The following is a 19053-nucleotide window of genomic DNA, read 5'->3' on the forward strand; positions in this document are numbered from 1 at the left end:
CCGTTTAAAAGCGTTTTACTGTTCTAAATCCGACATGGCTAGTTGCAAGGTCGAGTTCCTGTGGATGCCTTGCGGCAGCACGATAACGCGCGCAATAATTGGTTGCGCATAAATAAGACCCACCTTTAATCGTGTATTGCAAAATCTGTTCATGACTTTGCCGATATTTCGATGGATCTCCCATGTGGTGATCTCGTGGGCCTGTATAGGGTGTTTGGGTCCATTCCCATACATTGCCAATCAAGTCATACAAACCAAATGGGTTTTTACTAAAACAACCAACAGGCGCAACATCCTTAAAACCATCTTCCTGAATGTTTTTATAAGGAAATTCACCTTGCCAGAAATTGGCTACAATATGGCCTTCGTGGGTGGGGCCAATATCGGAATTTTGTTGAAAACCTTTGGCTGCATATTCCCACTCAAGCTCAGTCGGTAAGTCATGACCCAGCCAGTTTGCATAAGCGTAGGCATCATTCCATGTCACCATGCGAACAGGTTCGTGAGGTGCGGGTTGTTTAGGGTTATTTAAGCCCCATGGATGTTTCCAATTGGCACCTTTTTCAAATCGCCACCATTGTAATTCTTCAACTGGATGATCTGGTTGTACAAACATAGCTGCGCCGCCTTGCTTCTCTGCATCGGTGACATAGTCCGTTTGTTTAACAAACTCTTGAAATTGAGCATTGGTGACTTCAGTCGCATCAATTAAAAAAGCGGGAACTGAAGTTGTCTGTAAGTTTAATGGGCGTTCATCTTCATAACCTTGTGTGGTGCCTAAAACAATTTTTCCTTGCGGAAGCTTGACCATGCCTGCTTCTTTATTTTTAGGCCAACCCGAAGGAAGGCCCGAATAAGAATTACATTTAGCTTTGCTGCCTAAGTCGGGCAAGGTGGTCTGTTCTAGTTGAGGCGTGGTTTTTTGGCATGCACAAAGTAAGAGGAAAGATGAAAGCATCATGATCTGTTTCATCTGGTTTTCTCTACTTTTTGTTGTATTGCTCAAAATCCACAACACCATTTTCATTGGCATATCTTAAATATTTATCATTTAAGACTTTTACTATCTCAGGATGTTTTGCGTAAACATTATGTTGCTCATTAAAATCTGTTTTTAAATTGTAGAGTTCCCAGCCATGACTCTTAAATTTAGAAGGTGAGTTTTCAACAAGTTTCCATTGGTCAGTTTTAGCGTAGCGGCTGCCATGTAATTCTTTGAAGTCATAATAATTAACAGGTCGAATACGAGCAGTATTATCTTTAAAAGCAGGAATTAGGCTAAAGCCCGACGGTTTAATTTTGGTGCTAGTTGCTGGATAAACTTGACTATTTTGAATGCCTGCTAGCTCCATAACAGTTGGAAATATATCTCTGACTGTCGCAAAGTTATTGTTGATTCCATGTTGTTTGGAAACCTGAGTTGGTGATTTAACAATAAATGGAACTCGAACTCCGCCTTCTGATGCGGCTGATTTCCAGTAAGTAAATGGTGTGCTGCTCACTTCGGCCCAGCGTGGTCCCATGTAAACATATGAGCTGGCGTTACCTATATTTTCATAGCGATTGTCGGCATCACCCATTGGGAAATTATGATCACCACCTTCAGCGCCGTTATCTGACATAAACACAATCAAAGTATTGTCATATAAATGATGCTTTTTAAGATATTGAATGACATCACCCACGCGGTCGTCTAACTGGGTAACCATGCCCGCATAAACTTCCATTTTACGCGCTTCGTATTTGCGCTCTTGTGGGGTAAGTTCATTCCAGCTTTTTGTGCCTAAAGCTTGATTGCCACGCTCGACTGGGTATTCTGCATTTGCAGGAATTAATCCTAATTGCTTTTGTCTCTCAAAGCGTTGCTTGCGAATTGCATCGTAGCCTTGATCGTATTTACCTTTGTATAAGTCTCTATAGTGAGCAGGCGCCTGTATTGGCCAATGTGGAGCGGTGTAGGCTAGGTAAGCAAAAAATGGTTTTTGCGCTTTATTTTTGTCTAAATATTCAAAAGCTTTTTGTGTAAAAAAGTCGGTCGAGTAGTAGTTGTCAGGCAAAGTGGTCTTTTGACCATTTTCAGTATATTGAGTGTTGCGCGGATAGTTTTTGGGTTGGTCTTTAAAATGTAAATCGAAGCCATCGAGCAGAGCAAAAGATTGATCAAAACCACGGGCTTTAGGGTTTTGTTCGGGAGCATAGCCTAAGTGCCATTTACCAACCATGAAGGTGTAATAATCTTTTGTCTTTAAAATCTCTGCGAGTGTATAAGCATTTTGCGTTAAATGACCTGAATAGCCATCAATTTTGAGGAGTGCACGCGGGCTATCTGCTCCAACCAATTTTTCTTGTCGTTTTGAAGTTTCATACATGGCACCTAAACCTACCAAGTGGTTATCTGCACCTGTCATAAGCTGTGCACGAGTAGGTGAACACATTGATGAAGCATGAAAATTAAAAAGCATTTTTCCTTGCTTTAATAGGCTATCAATATGAGGGGTTTTAATTTCGCCGCCATAAGCGCCAATATCTGAAAATCCAAGATCATCGGCCAAAATAATCATGATGTTGGGTGGTTGTTGATTTTTTGGAGGTGCTGCTTGCGTTGTGTAAAACAATTGGCTGGCAAAAAAAAGTCCCAATGTAAGCTGGCTTACTCTTTTGAGTTTCATAACAACAATCCTTTGATGTCTCATAAATGCATCTTGCATTTCCTGAAAATAAACTGAGCTTTTTTTGGCTAAAAAATGCTCTGGAATCGATCATAATAGATTTTTTTGTATGGATCCATAAAAATATTTAAGCTTTCTAATTTTATGTTTTTAATAATTTTATAGTTATATAATTTATGTGTTTATATACTTTTTAATAATCCATTTATAATTTTAGTTGATTTTTTGGATCCAAATATTCAGTATAGAAAAAGAGCAGGATGCTCAAAAACAAATATTCCTCTAGGTCATTATGGATACGGATGTGCATAACCACCCAATCGCTCATATCAGCAATGTCGTGTGTATGTCTTATCCAAGGGAGATACACAAATGGAAAGAGACGTGCTGAGTGAGATCAATCAAAATAATATGAGCCGCTACCAATGGTTCGTCATTTTGATCTGTATTTGTCTTAATATTATTGATGGCTTTGACGTGATGGTGATGGCATTTACCGCACCGTCCGTGTCAGCAGAATGGTCACTTTCAGGCGCACAAATTGGCTTGTTGTTAAGTGCTGGTCTTTTTGGAATGGCTGCTGGTTCAATTTTTCTCGCACCGTTAGCTGATAAAATCGGTCGCCGTTTACTCATCTTGGTTTGTCTTGTGATCGCAGGTCTTAGCATGTTGGGCTGTGCTTTTGTACAAAGCCACGGCATGTTAGCAGCACTTCGGTTTATTACCGGAATTGGGGTGGGTGGGATTCTTGCCAGTAGTAATGTGTTAGCAAGTGAATATGCCAATGCTCGCTGGCGCAGTCTCGCAGTGAGCTTAATGTCGACAGGTTATGGAATTGGCGCGACACTTGGCGGAGTACTATCATTGGCATTGATTGAACATTTAGGCTGGCGTTCAATCTTTTTAGCAGGTGGGGTTACCACCATTGCAATGTTGCTGATCAGCGCATGGTTATTGCCTGAATCTTTAGATTACTTACTCGCGAAACGACCAAAACAGGCATTGGAACGAATCAATGCAACTGTAAACCGCATGGGGCTTAACGAACTATCAGTTATGCCGCGCTATGAAAAAATGAGCACGCAAAATGGCAGTGAACTCAGCAAATTATTTGCAGGGCAACTGGGATTTCAAACACTTTGTCTGTGGTTTGCATTCTTTTTGGTGATGTTTGGCTTTTACTTTGTCATGAGCTGGACACCAAAAATTCTTATTTCAATGGGAATGTCACCAGAGCAAGGGGTAAGTACCGGTATTTTAATTAGTATTGGCGGTATTTTCGGTGCGGCCATTATTGGTTTACTCGCATCACGCATAAAAATTTTCTATGCCTTAAGCCTATTTTTAGGGCTAACGTCTGCTTGCGTTTTTCTATTTGTCGCAGTCTCGTCTCAAGTGAGTGTCGCACTCATGGTGGGGTTATTACTCGGCACACTTATTAATGGCTGTGTGGCCGGTCTATATTCTATTTCTCCAACAATTTATGACGCTGAAATCCGTAGTCGTGGCGTGGGTTATGCCATTGGTTTTGGCCGTATTGGGGCAATTTTATCGCCAACGATTGCAGGTATTTTTCTGGATAAAGGTATTGCGCCCGCAACGCTTTATGTCTATTACGGTGTGGTCTTTATTTTAGCTATTTTCCTGATTTTAAGTCTGGGCAGCGCTTTTTACCGAAGTAAAAAAGAGCAAAACTACTCTCTTAAAACAGCACCTTAATCCATTATAAATTAAATAGTTGAGATAAAAAATGAAAAAGACACCATTGTGGGTGGGGGTATGCTTGTGCCCGTTATTTAGTCAAGTTGTGCATGCCGAGTTTATTTCAGACAGTAAAGCTGAGCTGACACTTCGTAATTTTTACTTTGACCGAGACTATAAAAAAGACCCATATCCCTATACCGCAGCCAGAGATTGGGCGCAGGGTCTAATTTTTAAAGGGCAGTCTGGTTATACCGAAGGGACAGTTGGGTTCGGTGTTGATGTGCTGGCAATGGCAGGCTTTAACCTAATGGGAAGTCGGGCTGATGACTATGCACGTAGTGGCTTATTACCAGTAAATACCGATAACTCGCGTGACGATTATTATGGAAAAATTGGTATTACAGGGAAGGCTAAATTTAGAAAAAATGAGCTTTTTGTGGGTGATCTGGTTCCGCAATTACCGACCATATTTTCATCGCCAGCCCGTTTGTTCCCCCAGACTTATCGCGGTATTCGCTTTGTTTCAAATGAAATTCCAAATCTTCAACTCGAAGGGTTTTATGTCGACGAAGTGCGGCAGCGCGATTCAATTCGCTTTACAGATGTTGGAACGGACAATATCAACCGTCGTTTTGACAAGGCAGCAACCACTGATTCTTTTTACACGCTGGGAGGAAGTTATCAGTTAAAAGACTATCGTCTCCGTGCCTACCATGCCGAACTCAAAGACATTTACCAGCAACAATTTTTGGGTTTTAACGGAAAACAGCCTTTAAATGACGAGCTTAATTTTTTAAGTGACGTGCGTTTTTTTAATAGTGAAGAAACTGGAAGCAAAAAAATAGGAGAGGTCGATAACCGCCATATGAGTGGTTTATTTGGTTTGAACTATCAAAACCATACGGTTTCTTTGGGCTATATGCAGTCGTTTGGCTCGACTGGTTTGCCGTTTTTGTCGGGAACCGAAAGTCCAGTCGTGCTTGATTTTATGAGTTCTGACTACTCAAATAAAGATGAAAAAGTCTATTCGATTCGTTACGAATATGATTTTAAAAATGCACGATTAGGGGATGTTCCATTAAATGGACTGCGCTTTATGACCCGCTATGCAAAAGGTGAAGATATTGATTTGCTGCAATATGGCGATCAGCGTTTTAAAGAAGAGTCGATGGAGTTTGATTTGGGCTATAAAATTCCTGAAGGAAAGTTAAAAGGCCTAGGCATGCGAGCTCGTTTTTCTCACTATCGTAACGATATGCCAAGCAATATGACATTTCACTCGGCAAATGAAACACGGTTGAATGTTGATTACACCTTTAAATTTTAATGCTCAATATTTAAGTAAATTAAAGACAAGTTAAAACATTGTGAGCAGCAATGTTTTAACTTTAGTTATCAACTTCACAAAATCACTCTATAATACCGTCAATCTTATTAAAGCCAATTGAGTCGTTCATTAAACACATGGCTTTAATCTCTCATTTTTTTAAGTCAATTTCTTCGCTGCGATTCGGCTTATATTTCAATATTTAGAATTTTATGTGTCTGTGCTGACACATAAAAATATTTAGGTGCCAGCATGGAAATCAAGGTTAATTATCTCGACAATCTTCGACAGGAAGCTAAGTTCGATGACTTTACGGTAATTGCCGATCAACCAATTCGCTACAAGGGTGACGGTTCGGCACCGGGCCCATTTGACTATTTTTTAGCATCTTCCGCATTGTGTGCAGCCTACTTTGTAAAAGTGTATTGTGCAGCTCGAGATATCCCAACTGATAATATTCGTTTATCACAAAATAATATTGTTGATCCTGAAAACCGCTACAAGCAAACGTTTAAAATTCAGATTGAATTACCAGCTGATATTTCAGAGAAAGATCGCCAAGGGATTTTACGTTCAATCGACCGTTGTACTGTTAAAAAAGTCATTCAAACTGGTCCTGAGTTTATTATTGAAGAAGTTGAAAGTATTGATGCAGATGCGCAAGCATTGTTATTGCCAAGCTTAACTTCAGAAAGCCATACCTATATTCAGGGTAAAGACCTGCCATTAGAAGAAACCATTGCCAATATGTCTGCCATTTTGGCGAATTTGGGCATGAAGATTGAAATCGCATCTTGGCGTAATATTGTTCCGAATGTGTGGTCTTTACATATCCGCGATGCACAGTCTCCGATGTGTTTTACCAATGGTAAAGGTGCAACTAAAGAAAGTGCTTTGGCATCTGCATTAGGCGAGTTTATTGAGCGTTTAAACTGTAACTTCTTCTATAACGACCAGTTCTGGGGTGAAGAGATTGCCAATGCTGAATTTGTGCATTATCCAGATGAAAAATGGTTTAAACCGGGTCCAAATGGTGAATTACCTCAAGAAATCTTAGATGAATACTGTCTTGAGATTTATAACCCAGATGATGAATTACTCGGTACGCATTTATATGACACCAATTCAGGCAACGTAGAGCGTGGTATTTGTTCGCTACCTTTTGTGCGCCAGTCTGACGATGAAGTTGTCTATTTCCCATCAAATTTAATTGAAAACTTGTACTTAAGTAATGGTATGAGTGCAGGTAATACTTTGGCGGAAGCTCAAGTTCAATGCTTGTCAGAAATTTTTGAACGCGCTGTAAAACGTGAAATTTTAGAAGGTGAAATTGCACTTCCAGATGTTCCTGAAGAAGTATTAGCAAAATACCCAAGTATCGTTGCTGGTATTAAAGGTTTAGAAGAGCAAGGTTTTCCTGTTCTAGTTAAAGATGCATCGTTAGGTGGCCAGTTCCCTGTGATGTGTGTGACTTTAATGAACCCGCGTACGGGTGGTGTTTTTGCATCGTTTGGTGCACATCCAAGTTTTGAAGTTGCTTTAGAGCGTAGTCTGACTGAATTACTTCAAGGTCGTAGTTTTGAAGGCTTAAATGATTTACCACAGCCGACTTTCCAAAGTAATGCGGTGACTGAGCCAAATAACTTTGTTGAGCACTTTATTGACTCAAGCGGTTTGGTATCTTGGCGTTTCTTTAGTTCTAAATCTGACTATGACTTTGTTGAGTGGGATTTTTCTGGAGAAGGCGAAGAGTCGAATGCAGATGAAGCTGCAACATTGTTCGGTATTCTCGAAGAGATGGGTAAAGAAGTTTATATGGCAGTATATGAGCACCTAGGTGCGACCGCTTGCCGTATTTTAGTACCGGATTATTCAGAAATTTATCTCGTTGAAGATTTGATTTGGGACAATACCAATAAGGCACTTTCATTCCGTGAAGATATTTTAAATCTGCATCGTTTGGATGATGAACAACTTGAGGCGTTGGTTGAACGCTTAGAAGAGTGTGAGTTAGACGATTACACCGAAATCACCACACTCATTGGCATTGAATTTGATGACAATACAGTTTGGGGACAGCTTACGATTTTAGAGTTGAAATTGTTGATTTACGTTGCTTTGCAGCAATTTGAAGAGGCAAAAGAGTTAGTCGAAACTTACTTGCAATATAACACCAACACTGTTGAGCGTGGCTTGTTCTATCAGTGCATGAACGTTGTGCTTGAAGTGATGTTGGATGAAGAACTAGAGCTTGAAGACTACCTGACTAACTTCCGCCGTATGTTTGGTGACACACGAATGGAGGCAGTATTAGGTTCTGTAGAGGGTAGCGTTCGTTTCTACGGTTTAACACCAACAAGCATGAAACTAGAAGGGCTTGATCGACATTTACGTCTGATCGATAGCTATAAAAAATTGCATGCAGCTCGCGCTAAAACAGTAGCTTCGTAATTTAAAAAGCTAAATAAAAAAAGCCTATTTTTAAATAGGCTTTTTTTATAAAACAAATTTCTAGTTTAAGCAGAAGCTTTGATGATCTCTACGGTTTCTGCATCTGCTATATCATCCTGATGTTCGCCCAAAGTGTGTTTAGCCGGAATATACGACATTGCACGCTCTGCTAGAGCTGTAATGGTTAGACTTGGGTTAACGCCCAAATTGGCACCTAACATTGAACCATCTACAACATATAAGTTTTTATAGTTAAAAACGTGATTTTTTCCATCGACTACACCTTGTTCTGGGCTTGAAGCAATGGCACAGCCACCCATACAGTGTGCGGTAAAAGGTACATTAAACAAAATCTCGGTAATGGTCGTGATGGGGTGTCCATTAAACATTTTGGCAACTTTTTCGGTAAAGACATTGGCCTGTGGAATGTAAACCGGTAGCTTTTTACCTTCACTTGATAAAACCTTGCCAAAAGGCCAAAACCAGTTGCGTTTCAGGCGCATGTTAATTGAAGCATCGGCAGTTTGCATCACCAAGAAAATTAAAGTCTGACGTGCAAAACCAACTGGATTGCTCATGCGAAGAAAGATAAATGGATGGGAAATTAATACCCATAACCAATAAAAAATACGTGTCCAACCCGGTTTACCTTTTGCCATGTAGGTACACATAAGACCCATTGCATCAGAACCACTTTGGTAACGAGTTGCTTCAATATGAGTGTCATTGTCGATGTAAATACTTGAACCAATGGCAACGCCTTTGCTCATGTCGACATCTTTACCGAAGAAGCGAACCCCTAAAATAGATTCGGCATTGGTACGAACTCGATTGCCCAAGTCATCAGAAATATTTGGCAGAGAACCAGACTGCTTTAAGCGGAACAACATCTCTTGGGTGCCCAAAGAAGATGCCGAGAAAATCACGTTGCGTACTCGCCATGTACGACGCTGTTTATTAAACCATGAGGTTGAGCATTCAGTGGTTACTTCATAGCCATCACTGCCATCTGCTTTGCCATTGAGTGGTTTAACATCAACAACTTTAGTTTCTTCGTAAACCTTGGCGCCATTTTTTTCGGCAAAGTACAAATAGTTTTTATCTAAAGTATTTTTTGCGTTGTGTTTACAACCCGTCATGCACCCGCCACATGCCGTACACGTCGCACGGTCTGGACCTTCACCGTTAAAATATGGGTCGGGGTAGGTTTTGCCGCCTTGTTCACCTTCGGGTGGAAAAAACGTCGCAACACGTGTCGGTTTAAATGTGTGACCCACGCCGACTGCTTCGCCCATTTGTTTAAGCATATGGTCAGCTGGACCAAAAATTTTATTATCCGTCACCCCGAGCATACGTTCTGCTTCAGCATAGTGCTGTGGCATTTCATTTTTCCAGTCCGCAGCATCTGCCCATGTGCCTTCGTCCCAAATATGTTCAGGTGGAACGAGTAGGGTATTGGCATAGGTAATTGAGCCTCCACCTACCGCATTCCCGCAAATAATGGTGACATGGCGAAAAAAGCGCATATTGAAATAGCCGAAAAGCTTCATGCCCGGACGCCAAATCCAGCGGCGGGAATTCCAGTTATTTTTCGCAAAATCCTCGGCTTTCCAACGACGCCCCATTTCCATTACGGCCACAGAATAGCCTTTTTCAGTTAGACGGCAAGCAGAAACACTACCACCAAAGCCTGAACCAATAATGAGATAATCATAGTCATAATTGTTTGTTGTCATGCCGAGGCTCCTCTCTGGCGATTATTTTTTATATTGACTGTGTATGTTTATCAATGAATTGCCCAATGCGCTCAATCGAGTCATTAGATTCTTTTAGTATACCTGCGTGGAACTGAAAAACATGTCCGACTTGGTCATAAATCCTAAAGTTCGTCGGAATGCCGTATTTTTGAGCTTGTTCAGCAAGGCGTTTTGCATCATCTAATAAAACTTCTTCGGTACCGACATGAATCAAAATAGGCGGTAGTCCAGTTAAGTCAGCATAGAGTGGGGAACAGGTTGGATCGATTACTAATTTTTGCGCGCAATAGTTTTTTGCACACCACGCTAACCAGTCTTCAGACAGCATTGCATCTTGAGCTGCGTGGGTTTTCATAGTGCTTCCAGAGAGGCTTAAATCAACCCACGGCGAAAGTAAAACCAATGCTGCTGGTAGCGGTAACTTTGCATCTCGAATAGCAATTGCGGTGCTTAAACTGAGTCCGCCACCCGCAGAATCTCCGACAAACACGAGTTTTTTCGGGTCTTGTCCTTGGGCAAGTAGAGCTTGATAGACTGCAACTACATCTTTAATAGCCGCGGGGCTTGAGTGCTCAGGAGCGAGGCGATATTCAGGTAACCAGACTTGAGCTTGAGCTGCATGTCCGATTTGAGCGGCAAGCTTGGTATGACTTTTTGAACTACCAACCACATAGCCACCGCCATGTAAATACAAGATACCCAGCCCTGACTTAGTCGTTTTGGGCTGAATATGAACTGTTGGCACTTGAGCAATTATTTGTTTTTTTGTTTTATAACCACGTGGCCCAAGCACAATAGCACTGGCTGCATCGCTACAAAAACGTTGTAGTTTTAGTGGTGTTTTTGGGGATAAAGCTGGACGTAGTGTAGTCCGGATAGTCCATGCAAGAAGCTGCTTCATAATAAGGACTCATACTAAGCATTTAATGTCGGTCAGCATCTCTTAAAAGTAAGAGTATGCTGACCACTATTTTTATTTTGCTGATTTGTTGAGTAGGCGAGTTTGCAACGCGGTTGCTGTTGCAAAAATCTTTTGGTAACCCTGTGGAAGAATACGCTGAATTACATCAACGACTTTTGCATCGGCTCCAATCAGTAAACGGCGACGGTTTTTACGAACAGCCTCTAAAATTTGTTGAGCAGCCTCGTCAGCAGGGGTGCGTAGTAATTTATCGAAAGCATCTTGGCTTTTAACAGGGTCCATTCCTAAAGACTGGACGCTGTTATTCATACGGGCAGCTTTGGCAATATTGGTACGAATACCACCCGGATGAACACAGGTCGCACTTACTCCAGCATTTTGTAGATCGAGTTCTTGACGTAGAGACTCTGTAAAGCCACGAACGGCAAATTTACTGGCGTTATAAGCACTTTGGGTCGGTTGAGCTGTTAAGCCAAACATGCTGGAAATATTAATAATATGCCCATCACCACTTTGCTTTAAGTAAGGCAAAAACTCTTTGGTGCCATAAACCACGCCCCAAAAATTAATACCAATAAGCCATTCAAGATCTTCATAGCTCACACCTTCAGCCGTGCTACCTATTGCGACACCAGCATTATTAAAAATCAAATTAACTTGGCCATGCTCATTTACAACAGCTTTTGCCCAATCTGCAATTTCAGTACGCTTAGCCACATCAACCTTTTGAGTGGTCACTTTAACTGGGTAGGCTGATAACTGCTCGACAGTTTTGGCTAAGCCCGCTTCACTGATATCGGAAAGTGCCAGATGGCAGCCTTGTTTCGCGAGTGCAATTGCAATTGCTTGTCCAATACCAGAACCCGCACCTGTCACAGCAGCGACTTTGTTCTTAAATGTTTTCATAAAATTCTCCGTTTATTTTTCTCATTTCCTATGGTGAAGCTTGTTTAAGAAATAGCCGAAACCTGAGTGTAGTTTTCAATATCAAAGCGGCGAGTGCGTTGACGATACTCAAGGGTAAAACCTGGCCAGTTATTGGTATTCTTGCCATCAGCAGTTTGATACCAACTGGTACAACCTTGTGCCCATACGGTTTTCTTCATTTTTTCTTGAATGTTTTGGTTGAACTCGTGTTGAACTTCTGCACGAACATTGGTGAATAACAACTTATTTTTTATCAGTGTTTGAATGGCATCTAAAATGTAATTCACCTGACTTTCAATCATATAGACAATTGAGTTGTGCCCAAGATTGGTATTTGGACCATAAAGCATAAAGAAGTTTGGAAAGCCGCTAACAGTTAAACCGAGATAAGCTTCTGCACCATCTTTCCATGTATCTTTTAAGGTACGACCATCAAGACCTGTGATCTGCATTGGCGCCATAAATTCCGTTGCAGCAAAACCAGTACCATAAATAATAGTATCGATTTCACGCAGATTTCCTTCCGTATCTAAAACTCCATTTTCAGTAATTTCTTGAATGCCCGTATGAATAACATCTACATGGGGTTGAGTGAGCGTTTCATACCAATGGTTGGAAATTAAAATACGCTTACAGCCAATTGGGTAGTCCGGCATTAAACGGTGACGTAATTTGGAGTCTTTAACTACCTTACGAATATGGCGCTGGAATAGATACTCCACCAAAGGCATTTCATTCAGCGAAGTGGTGAAAGCCAGCAGACGAATTTCGTGATGTCCATATTGCAAGGCACGATCTAGACTTTGCAAAATCGGTAATTTGCGGAATGCTTTTTTCTCTAAAGGTTGATAAACCCGATCTGGCTTTGGAATGACGTAAGGTGCCGAACGTTGATAAACATCAAGATGAGCAACCTGTTTAGCAATTTCAGGAACAAACTGAATGGCACTTGCACCTGTACCAATTACAGCAACACGTTTGCCAGTTAAGTCATAGTCATGGTCCCAACGTGCTGAGTGAAATGCCTTACCTTTAAAGTTTTCAATGCCTTTAAGTTTTGGATAGGCAGGGCGGTTGAGTTGGCCTACCGCGCCCACTAAGAATTCAGCTTCGAACTGTTCACCAGAAGTACTTTGAATGTGCCATACACCTTGCAAAGCATCAAATTCTGCACTAGCTATTTCAGTATTAAATTGAACATGTGGGCGAAGGTCATATTTATCGGCACAGTGGCGTAAATATTGATAAATTTCTTGAGAGGTTCCGTAGCGATTTTTCCAACCCAGCTCTTGTTCAAAAGAAAAAGAATAAAGATGTGATGGCACATCGCATGCAGCGCCCGGATACGTGTTGTCGCGCCAGACACCACCGACATCGGCAGCTTTTTCAAAGAGAGTAAATTGTTCAAAACCTGCTTGTTTGAGGCGAATGGCAAGTCCTAGACCACCAAAGCCAGTGCCAATAATGGCGATACGTACATTTTTATTTGAATTAGCTGACGAATTAAACATAGGCTGCTCTAAAATCCTTAAAAACAGTGGGCGAAAGAATCGCAATTTCCTGTATGCAGAATAGTCGTTTATTTGCTTGATTTAGAGGATGGATGAGGACAAAATATTGTGATTCGAGGACATTCTGAGCAATACAGTGAAGTATGCATGGGCTTTTGAACGCAGTGTACATAGTGTTCGATTAATGGCTGATTTTGCGGTGGAATCAGGCATTTCTTATCAGACCATTTTAGAAGAGACGGGAATTAGCCAACAGCAATTGCTTGACCCTAATATGGTGGTGACAGGTCAGCAAGAATTGCAGGTTATTCATAACTTGGTTGAGCAGCTTGGAGACAGGCCGACATTAGGCTTAGATGTAGGTACACGCTATCACTTTACAACATTTGGGCCTCTGGGGATGGCCCTCATGAGCAGTGCCAGCATTCGTGAAGCACTTGATTTAGCTCTAACCTATTTTTCACTTACTTTTGCTTTTACCCGATTTCTAGTTTCAGATACAGATGAAGGTATTCGGATTGAGATTGAAGATGAGGGCGTACCACCTTCAGTTCGCCAGTTTATTCTTGAACGGGACGCCGCGGCGCTCATTACGGTGCAACGGGACTTGGTACAAGATAATTTTTGTCAATATATGGCTTTCACTTTCCAGCCTAAAGCTGAGGTGCAACCCTATATCGATTTGTTTGGAATTCTGCCGGAGTTTGGCGCGGCTAAGAACTTTGTTTTACTCGATCCGCACAAAGTAGATCAAAAACTACAAATGGCCAATGACCTGATTTTACATACGGCTGAAGAACAATGTCGGCAAATTTTAGATAGGCGCCAAACACAAAAGAAATTTATTAATTTAGTGCAGCAGCAGTTAATGAAGGTACGAGGGGAAATGCCATCTATGGATATGGTTGCCGATCGTTTGCACTTAAATGCACGTACCTTACGCCGTCATTTGGCTCAAGAAGGCATGACCTTTATTCAAATTCGTGAAGAAGTCAGACAAGTTTTAGCAGAACAATATCTGACTTTACCGAAAGCCTCTATTGAGCAAATTGCCGAATGGTTGGGATATGCCGAACCTGCCAGTTTTATTCATGCATATAAAAGATGGCATGGTAAGACACCGCATGCAGTGCGGTTAAGTGGTAAATCATCAAGCTGAGTTTATTTATTCAAGCGCAAATGCAATAAGCGTGTCGCCGAGGTATGGCGAATCTCATCTACTCGTGCACTAAAATAACGTTCAGTAATGGCTTCACCTGACAAATCTTCAACGACCTCAAACCCCATCTGCTCCACGGCATGATGTAAATCAGTCGGTTTAAATTGACCTAATAATGGTTCTTTCAGCAAATGGGTAAACTGGGCAACACCCATGCTACCAATGCGTTCGATACCAGTTAATTCCTGAAAATCGGTCGAATAGTCGAGTACCACTTCACTAGCGTTTGCTGCAAATGCAGCAATACTTTTTAAGGTCTGCAACGTCGTTTGCGGGTTTAAATAATGTGTCGTTCCAAGCCATGAGAAAAATGCAGGAGCGGATCGCTCATAGAGACTTCTGGCTAAGGCTTCCGAAATAGACTCTTTTTCAAAATTAATTGCGACAAACTCAACTGTGGCAGGAATTTCGCCTAGTTTTTTTAGCTTGGCTTGTTTTGCAGCTTGAGTATCGGGATGATCAACTTCAAAGATTTTTAAAGTTGGGTAATGGTGAGACTCACGTAGTGCAAAAGAATCTAGGCCGGCACCAACTAAAACATATTGTTGAGTGTTTTGTTGAACTGCCTGATCAAGTAAATCTTCGGCATAACGAGAGCGTCCGACGACTTGCCCAGTGAGTAAACCTAAAGTGCGATTTAAAACCGCAGAATTCATTAATTTAACAAGAAGTGGGCTTGATAGAAGTTTTTTCCAGCTTCTACTGGTCAGCTCAAAAGCATAAGGGTCTGAAAATACAGGGCTGACCGTATTTTTAAAGTGATTTGCACGTAATGCAGCGGCGGCTTCGGCGGTACGACTTGATTGACCTTCTTTCATCTTTATCCTGTTTTTTTATTTCTTGAAGATATTCAACGAAGAAGGCAGTGTATTTCATGAAAACCTAAAATACACTGCCTATTTCTTACAACAGATTTGATCAAAATTACAAATTAATGAGTCTTTGTCGTTTGATATGTCACTTCATAATCTTTCAAATCGACGTTTTTCAAACGTTGTTTCAGCTTTTTCAATGACCATGGCCATGCAGCAAAGTTACGGCCGTTGGCATCAAGGTAGTAACTCTTACAACCACCACTATTAAATACAGTTGTTTTTAAGTGTTTTTGCACCAGATCATTATGCTTTTTAATAACCTCGGGCTTAACGTTGAGCTTGCTAATACCCTTGTTCTTAATTTTCAATAAGCCATCTACAATATAGTCTAGCTGAGCCTCAGCTAAGCCAATAAAAGAGTCATAAACCAAGACATTCGGGCCTAAAATTAAAAATGCATTCGGCACTTTTTCAATGTTGGTACCTAAATAAGCCTCAGGTGAACTATCTTTCCATAAATCTTGTAAACATTGACCTTTTTCATTATGAACACGTTTACCAATTGGCGGATGAGATACCTCAAAACCAGTGCCCCAAATAATTACGTCAACTTCATGGCGTTCACCGTTGGCAGCAACAACAGTATTGCCTTCAACTTTAACCAAGCCATGAGGAATAAGGGTCGTATTTGGTGCTTGTAATGCAGGGTAGTAATTGTTAGCAAACAAAATACGTTTACAACCAATATCAAAGTTTGGCGTTACATTTTTACGTAGCACAGGGTCATTAATCTGCAATTTAAGTAATTGCTTACCCAGTACATTTACTGGTTTAAGTGCAAGCGGGTTACGTAAACCAAAGTTAATCGCATTCAGCGTTAGCGCTACACTTTTACGCCAGCTTGCTTGAATAGATGGATATTTAGCAATCACTGATTTACTAAATTCGCCCAAGTCCGTATCAGGCTTTGGTAGTACCCAAGGTGCTGTACGTTGGAACACAAAAAGCTCTTTCGCTTTTGGTTGAATTTGGGGCACAAACTGAATGGCTGATGCGCCAGTACCAATTACAGCAATGCGTTTACCTGTCAAATCATAATCATGGTTCCATTTAGCTGAATGGAACATCTCACCTTTAAACGTATCTAAACCTTCAAGACGTGGAATTTGTGCTTCGGTAATTGGACCTGTAGCGAAAATAACAGTTTTAGATAAATACTGACCAGTAGTGGTATCAAGTACCCACAGATGGCGTGACTCATCCCATGCGGCGTTCAGCAATTCGTTGTTAAATTCGATTTTAGATGCGACATTAAACTCATTACTCACATCTTCCAGATAACTTAAAATTTCTGGTTGTCGAGCAAATAAATGGCTCCACTTTGCACTTGGTGCAAACGAGTAAGAATAAAGCGCAGATGGTACATCACAGCCACAGCCTGGATAGGTGTTTTCACGCCATGTTCCACCAACACGGCCAGCTTTTTCAATAATTTTATAATTGGTATAGCCAACTTGATCTAGGCGAATGGCAGTAGCTATACCTGAAATGCCGGCACCTACAATAAAGGTGTCGAAAATGTGGTTGGGTGAATTGACAGCTTTTTTTGCCGATGCATTTGTTTTCATTTGAGCAGTCATATGCGTACTACCTATAAATTTCTTATTTAAATAATTTGTAAGACGTGCCAAGGAACTTGGTATACAAGCTTGGTGATGCACGTTTCATGAGCCAGAATAACTTCGCATCGATTTGAGGAATGGTGTAAAGCTCATTCTGATCAAGGCGGTTCAGTGTTAATTTGGCTACACTATCACTTGTGGTGAGGGCATAATTCATGAGTGCATGGTCTGCAAGCTTTGAATAGCGTCCCGGAATCCGACCATTTTTGATGATATTGGTTGGAACCAAAGTAGGGCAGAGCACATTCACTTTAATATTGAACTTATGCAGCTCGGCAGAAAGCGTTTCTGAAAGCGCGCGTACACCCGCTTTAGTCACGTTATAGGCGGTCATTTCTGGTGCAGCTGTATAAGAGGCAGCGGAAGCCACATTAATAATCGCACCATAACCCAACTTTTTAAATTTTGGTACGAAAGCATGACAACCGTGAATAACACCCCAAAGGTTGATATTCATGACCCAATTCCAGTCTTCGAGTGTCATTTCATCGAATTTTCCGCCCAAACCTACACCTGCATTATTAATGACAAGGGTGACAGGGTGCCCAAGTAAGATCTCAGCACTTTCTGCTAGATCTGTAACCTGTTCAGAGTTACCGACATCGCAACGTATAGCGAAAGCTTTCGCGCCTTGTTGTTCAAGAATTTTTACGGTTTCTTCAGCAGCTTCGAGATTAATGTCTGCACAAACTACACTGCCACCACGTTTTGCCAGTTCAATTGCAAAACTTCGACCAATCCCACTGCCTGCACCTGTCACCACGGCATAAGCTTTTTGGCTTGGTTTAACTTTCTTTTTGCCAAATAAAATCATGATTCATCCATAAATAACTTGAAGAGATGCCAGCTATCTGTTTGATAGCTGGAAATGCAGGACGATTAAGACATGCGTACTGGTGGGGTAAATTCTTTAACAAAGTAAGGAGCAATTGCACCGCCTTCGTTCAGCAATTTCTTTTTGTAGTACTCAAGATATTCAGTCGTATCATGGTCATTTGGGTGAAAATCTGGACGTAAATAGTCAAGAATTTGACCAATTGTACTTCCGAAAACGCCATCTTTCGGGCCAAAGATTAAACCTACACCACGACGGGCATCTTTCCAGAATTTTAAGGTAAACATCTCTTGCGGTTTTCTTAAAACAGGAACAAATAAGGTCGTTGCAGGAATAAGCCCTAAAATGGTAATGAGAGCAAGGGCGAAACCAGAAGCTCGTAATGGGTAGCTGCCATTTAAGAGTTGATAAACATCATAGGCAATATCTTTATGCTCAGATTCTTCAAGCATATGCCACATCCACAAAGCACGGCTCTTCGCATCATCTGAATAATAGAAGTTCTTTTCATGCTTCATCATATATTCAGCAAGTACTGCGGTAAAATGCTCAATACCCGCCATCATTGATAATTTGAGTGGCTGCGGAAACTTTAAAAACACATATTTAAAGAAGTTCGAGCCAAGGAAACGATAGAGTGCAACAGGATATTCAGCATCTTGAAGTGCATCGTTATATTCATTGTGCAATTTTGAGTGAATTGCTTCTTGGCCAATGAGCGAAGTCACTCGCTGTTTTAAGATTGGATCTTTAATAAAGTCACGGTGATGACGAGCAGTTTCGATCACCAGATCTTCACCATAGGTTAAAAAAACTGAAAGTGTGGCAAAAAACAAGGTTGCAAATTGATTGTCCATATAGAATCTGACATCAATTTCCTTACCATCAAAACCAATATTTAAATGACGGATTGGAATAGTGCTTTTACTAGCAAAATCCGGCAACTCAATTTCACGTTGAAATTTAAGTTTGTTAAATGATTTTTTTACTGTGGTCGAGATCATAGCGACACCTTGAGACAAATCAGTAGTAGTGCATTTTGATGAAAATCAATGAACTTAATGTTCAACAAGGCACTGTAAATTCCATTTTCAAAGCAGAGAGTTCTCTGGATTGACTACGGTGTTGTTGCTCCGTTATTTGTTTGATTATTTGGCTGAATAACGGAAAGAAGAGTTGAGACACACAGAATTTCTCAGTGACTCTTCTTTAATTTTTTCATATTAATCTGACT

14 protein-coding genes are annotated in these 19053 nt (G+C 40.9%); 4 read left to right on the forward strand and 10 right to left on the reverse strand.

Annotated elements, in window-relative coordinates; translation table 11 throughout:
- Positions 1-4: 4 nt before the first annotated feature.
- Together ACPF64_RS09890 and ACPF64_RS09895 are read right to left on the reverse strand one after the other, a co-directional pair.
- A complete protein-coding gene (locus tag ACPF64_RS09890; protein WP_426456130.1) occupies positions 5-958 on the reverse strand; it encodes a formylglycine-generating enzyme family protein in 954 nt (317 codons plus the stop codon).
- A 25-nt stretch (positions 959-983) separates the two neighbouring features.
- Complete coding sequence (locus ACPF64_RS09895) at positions 984-2669, reverse strand: arylsulfatase (RefSeq protein ID WP_426452966.1); 1686 nt, start codon at positions 2667-2669, stop codon at positions 984-986.
- Positions 2670-3041: 372 nt separating this feature from the next.
- Between ACPF64_RS09895 and ACPF64_RS09900 the strand changes: the two genes are divergently transcribed.
- The 3 genes from ACPF64_RS09900 to ACPF64_RS09910 all read left to right on the forward strand — a co-directional run bounded on the left by ACPF64_RS09900 (position 3042) and on the right by ACPF64_RS09910 (position 8151).
- Positions 3042-4388, forward strand: coding sequence for an MFS transporter (locus ACPF64_RS09900; protein WP_426452968.1), 1347 nt, complete (start codon positions 3042-3044; stop codon positions 4386-4388).
- Between the two features lie 31 nt (positions 4389-4419).
- On the forward strand, positions 4420-5700 hold the full coding sequence (locus ACPF64_RS09905) for an OprD family outer membrane porin (RefSeq protein ID WP_426452970.1): 1281 nt from the start codon (positions 4420-4422) through the stop codon (positions 5698-5700).
- 252 nt (positions 5701-5952) lie between these two features.
- Positions 5953-8151: an OsmC domain/YcaO domain-containing protein gene (locus ACPF64_RS09910; protein WP_426452972.1), complete on the forward strand. Its 2199-nt coding sequence runs from the start codon at positions 5953-5955 to the stop codon at positions 8149-8151.
- A 65-nt stretch (positions 8152-8216) separates the two neighbouring features.
- Here ACPF64_RS09910 and ACPF64_RS09915 read toward each other — a convergent pair whose 3' ends face one another.
- The 4 genes from ACPF64_RS09915 to ACPF64_RS09930 form a co-directional block, all read right to left on the reverse strand.
- On the reverse strand, positions 8217-9887 hold the full coding sequence (locus ACPF64_RS09915; protein WP_426452974.1) for a GMC oxidoreductase: 1671 nt from the start codon (positions 9885-9887) through the stop codon (positions 8217-8219).
- 28 nt (positions 9888-9915) lie between these two features.
- Positions 9916-10809, reverse strand: a complete 894-nt coding sequence (locus ACPF64_RS09920) for an alpha/beta hydrolase (protein WP_426452976.1) — start codon at positions 10807-10809, stop codon at positions 9916-9918.
- Between the two features lie 72 nt (positions 10810-10881).
- A complete protein-coding gene (locus tag ACPF64_RS09925; protein ID WP_426452978.1) occupies positions 10882-11736 on the reverse strand; it encodes an SDR family NAD(P)-dependent oxidoreductase in 855 nt (284 codons plus the stop codon).
- Positions 11737-11780: 44 nt separating this feature from the next.
- Positions 11781-13268 carry a flavin-containing monooxygenase gene (locus tag ACPF64_RS09930; protein WP_426452980.1) on the reverse strand — a complete coding sequence of 496 codons (1488 nt, stop codon included), beginning with the start codon at positions 13266-13268 and terminating at the stop codon, positions 11781-11783.
- 136 nt (positions 13269-13404) lie between these two features.
- On the opposite strand from ACPF64_RS09930, the gene ACPF64_RS09935 reads away from it, so the two are divergent.
- Positions 13405-14427, forward strand: a complete 1023-nt coding sequence (locus ACPF64_RS09935; protein ID WP_311075311.1) for an AraC family transcriptional regulator — start codon at positions 13405-13407, stop codon at positions 14425-14427.
- Positions 14428-14429: 2 nt separating this feature from the next.
- Here the strand turns inward: ACPF64_RS09935 and ACPF64_RS09940 are convergent, their stop codons facing one another.
- The 4 genes from ACPF64_RS09940 to ACPF64_RS09955 all read right to left on the reverse strand — a co-directional run bounded on the left by ACPF64_RS09940 (position 14430) and on the right by ACPF64_RS09955 (position 18823).
- A complete protein-coding gene (locus ACPF64_RS09940; protein ID WP_426452983.1) occupies positions 14430-15305 on the reverse strand; it encodes a class I SAM-dependent methyltransferase in 876 nt (291 codons plus the stop codon).
- Positions 15306-15418: 113 nt separating this feature from the next.
- Positions 15419-16942 carry a flavin-containing monooxygenase gene (locus ACPF64_RS09945; RefSeq protein ID WP_426452985.1) on the reverse strand — a complete coding sequence of 508 codons (1524 nt, stop codon included), beginning with the start codon at positions 16940-16942 and terminating at the stop codon, positions 15419-15421.
- 22 nt (positions 16943-16964) lie between these two features.
- The gene (locus tag ACPF64_RS09950) at positions 16965-17798 is read right to left on the reverse strand and encodes an SDR family NAD(P)-dependent oxidoreductase (protein WP_426452987.1); all 834 of its coding nucleotides are present in this window, start codon (positions 17796-17798) and stop codon (positions 16965-16967) included.
- A gap of 65 nt (positions 17799-17863) precedes the next feature.
- Entirely contained in the window at positions 17864-18823 is a 960-nt protein-coding gene (locus ACPF64_RS09955) for a metal-dependent hydrolase (RefSeq protein WP_045434316.1), read from the reverse strand.
- Positions 18824-19053 lie beyond the last annotated feature (230 nt).

Source organism: Acinetobacter sp. KB005 (genome assembly GCF_049949095.1).
In the GTDB taxonomy this organism is placed as follows: domain Bacteria; phylum Pseudomonadota; class Gammaproteobacteria; order Pseudomonadales; family Moraxellaceae; genus Acinetobacter; species Acinetobacter calcoaceticus.

Coding starts and splice junctions, on each gene's coding strand:
- ACPF64_RS09890 (WP_426456130.1), bottom strand. CDS start 958: ATGCTTTCATCTTTCCTCTTACTTTGTGCATGCCAAAAAACCACGCCT.
- ACPF64_RS09895 (WP_426452966.1), bottom strand. CDS start 2,669: ATGAAACTCAAAAGAGTAAGCCAGCTTACATTGGGACTTTTTTTTGCC.
- ACPF64_RS09900 (WP_426452968.1), top strand. CDS start 3,042: ATGGAAAGAGACGTGCTGAGTGAGATCAATCAAAATAATATGAGCCGC.
- ACPF64_RS09905 (WP_426452970.1), top strand. CDS start 4,420: ATGAAAAAGACACCATTGTGGGTGGGGGTATGCTTGTGCCCGTTATTT.
- ACPF64_RS09910 (WP_426452972.1), top strand. CDS start 5,953: ATGGAAATCAAGGTTAATTATCTCGACAATCTTCGACAGGAAGCTAAG.
- ACPF64_RS09915 (WP_426452974.1), bottom strand. CDS start 9,887: ATGACAACAAACAATTATGACTATGATTATCTCATTATTGGTTCAGGC.
- ACPF64_RS09920 (WP_426452976.1), bottom strand. CDS start 10,809: ATGAAGCAGCTTCTTGCATGGACTATCCGGACTACACTACGTCCAGCT.
- ACPF64_RS09925 (WP_426452978.1), bottom strand. CDS start 11,736: ATGAAAACATTTAAGAACAAAGTCGCTGCTGTGACAGGTGCGGGTTCT.
- ACPF64_RS09930 (WP_426452980.1), bottom strand. CDS start 13,268: ATGTTTAATTCGTCAGCTAATTCAAATAAAAATGTACGTATCGCCATT.
- ACPF64_RS09940 (WP_426452983.1), bottom strand. CDS start 15,305: ATGAAAGAAGGTCAATCAAGTCGTACCGCCGAAGCCGCCGCTGCATTA.
- ACPF64_RS09945 (WP_426452985.1), bottom strand. CDS start 16,942: ATGACTGCTCAAATGAAAACAAATGCATCGGCAAAAAAAGCTGTCAAT.
- ACPF64_RS09950 (WP_426452987.1), bottom strand. CDS start 17,798: ATGATTTTATTTGGCAAAAAGAAAGTTAAACCAAGCCAAAAAGCTTAT.
- ACPF64_RS09955 (WP_045434316.1), bottom strand. CDS start 18,823: ATGATCTCGACCACAGTAAAAAAATCATTTAACAAACTTAAATTTCAA.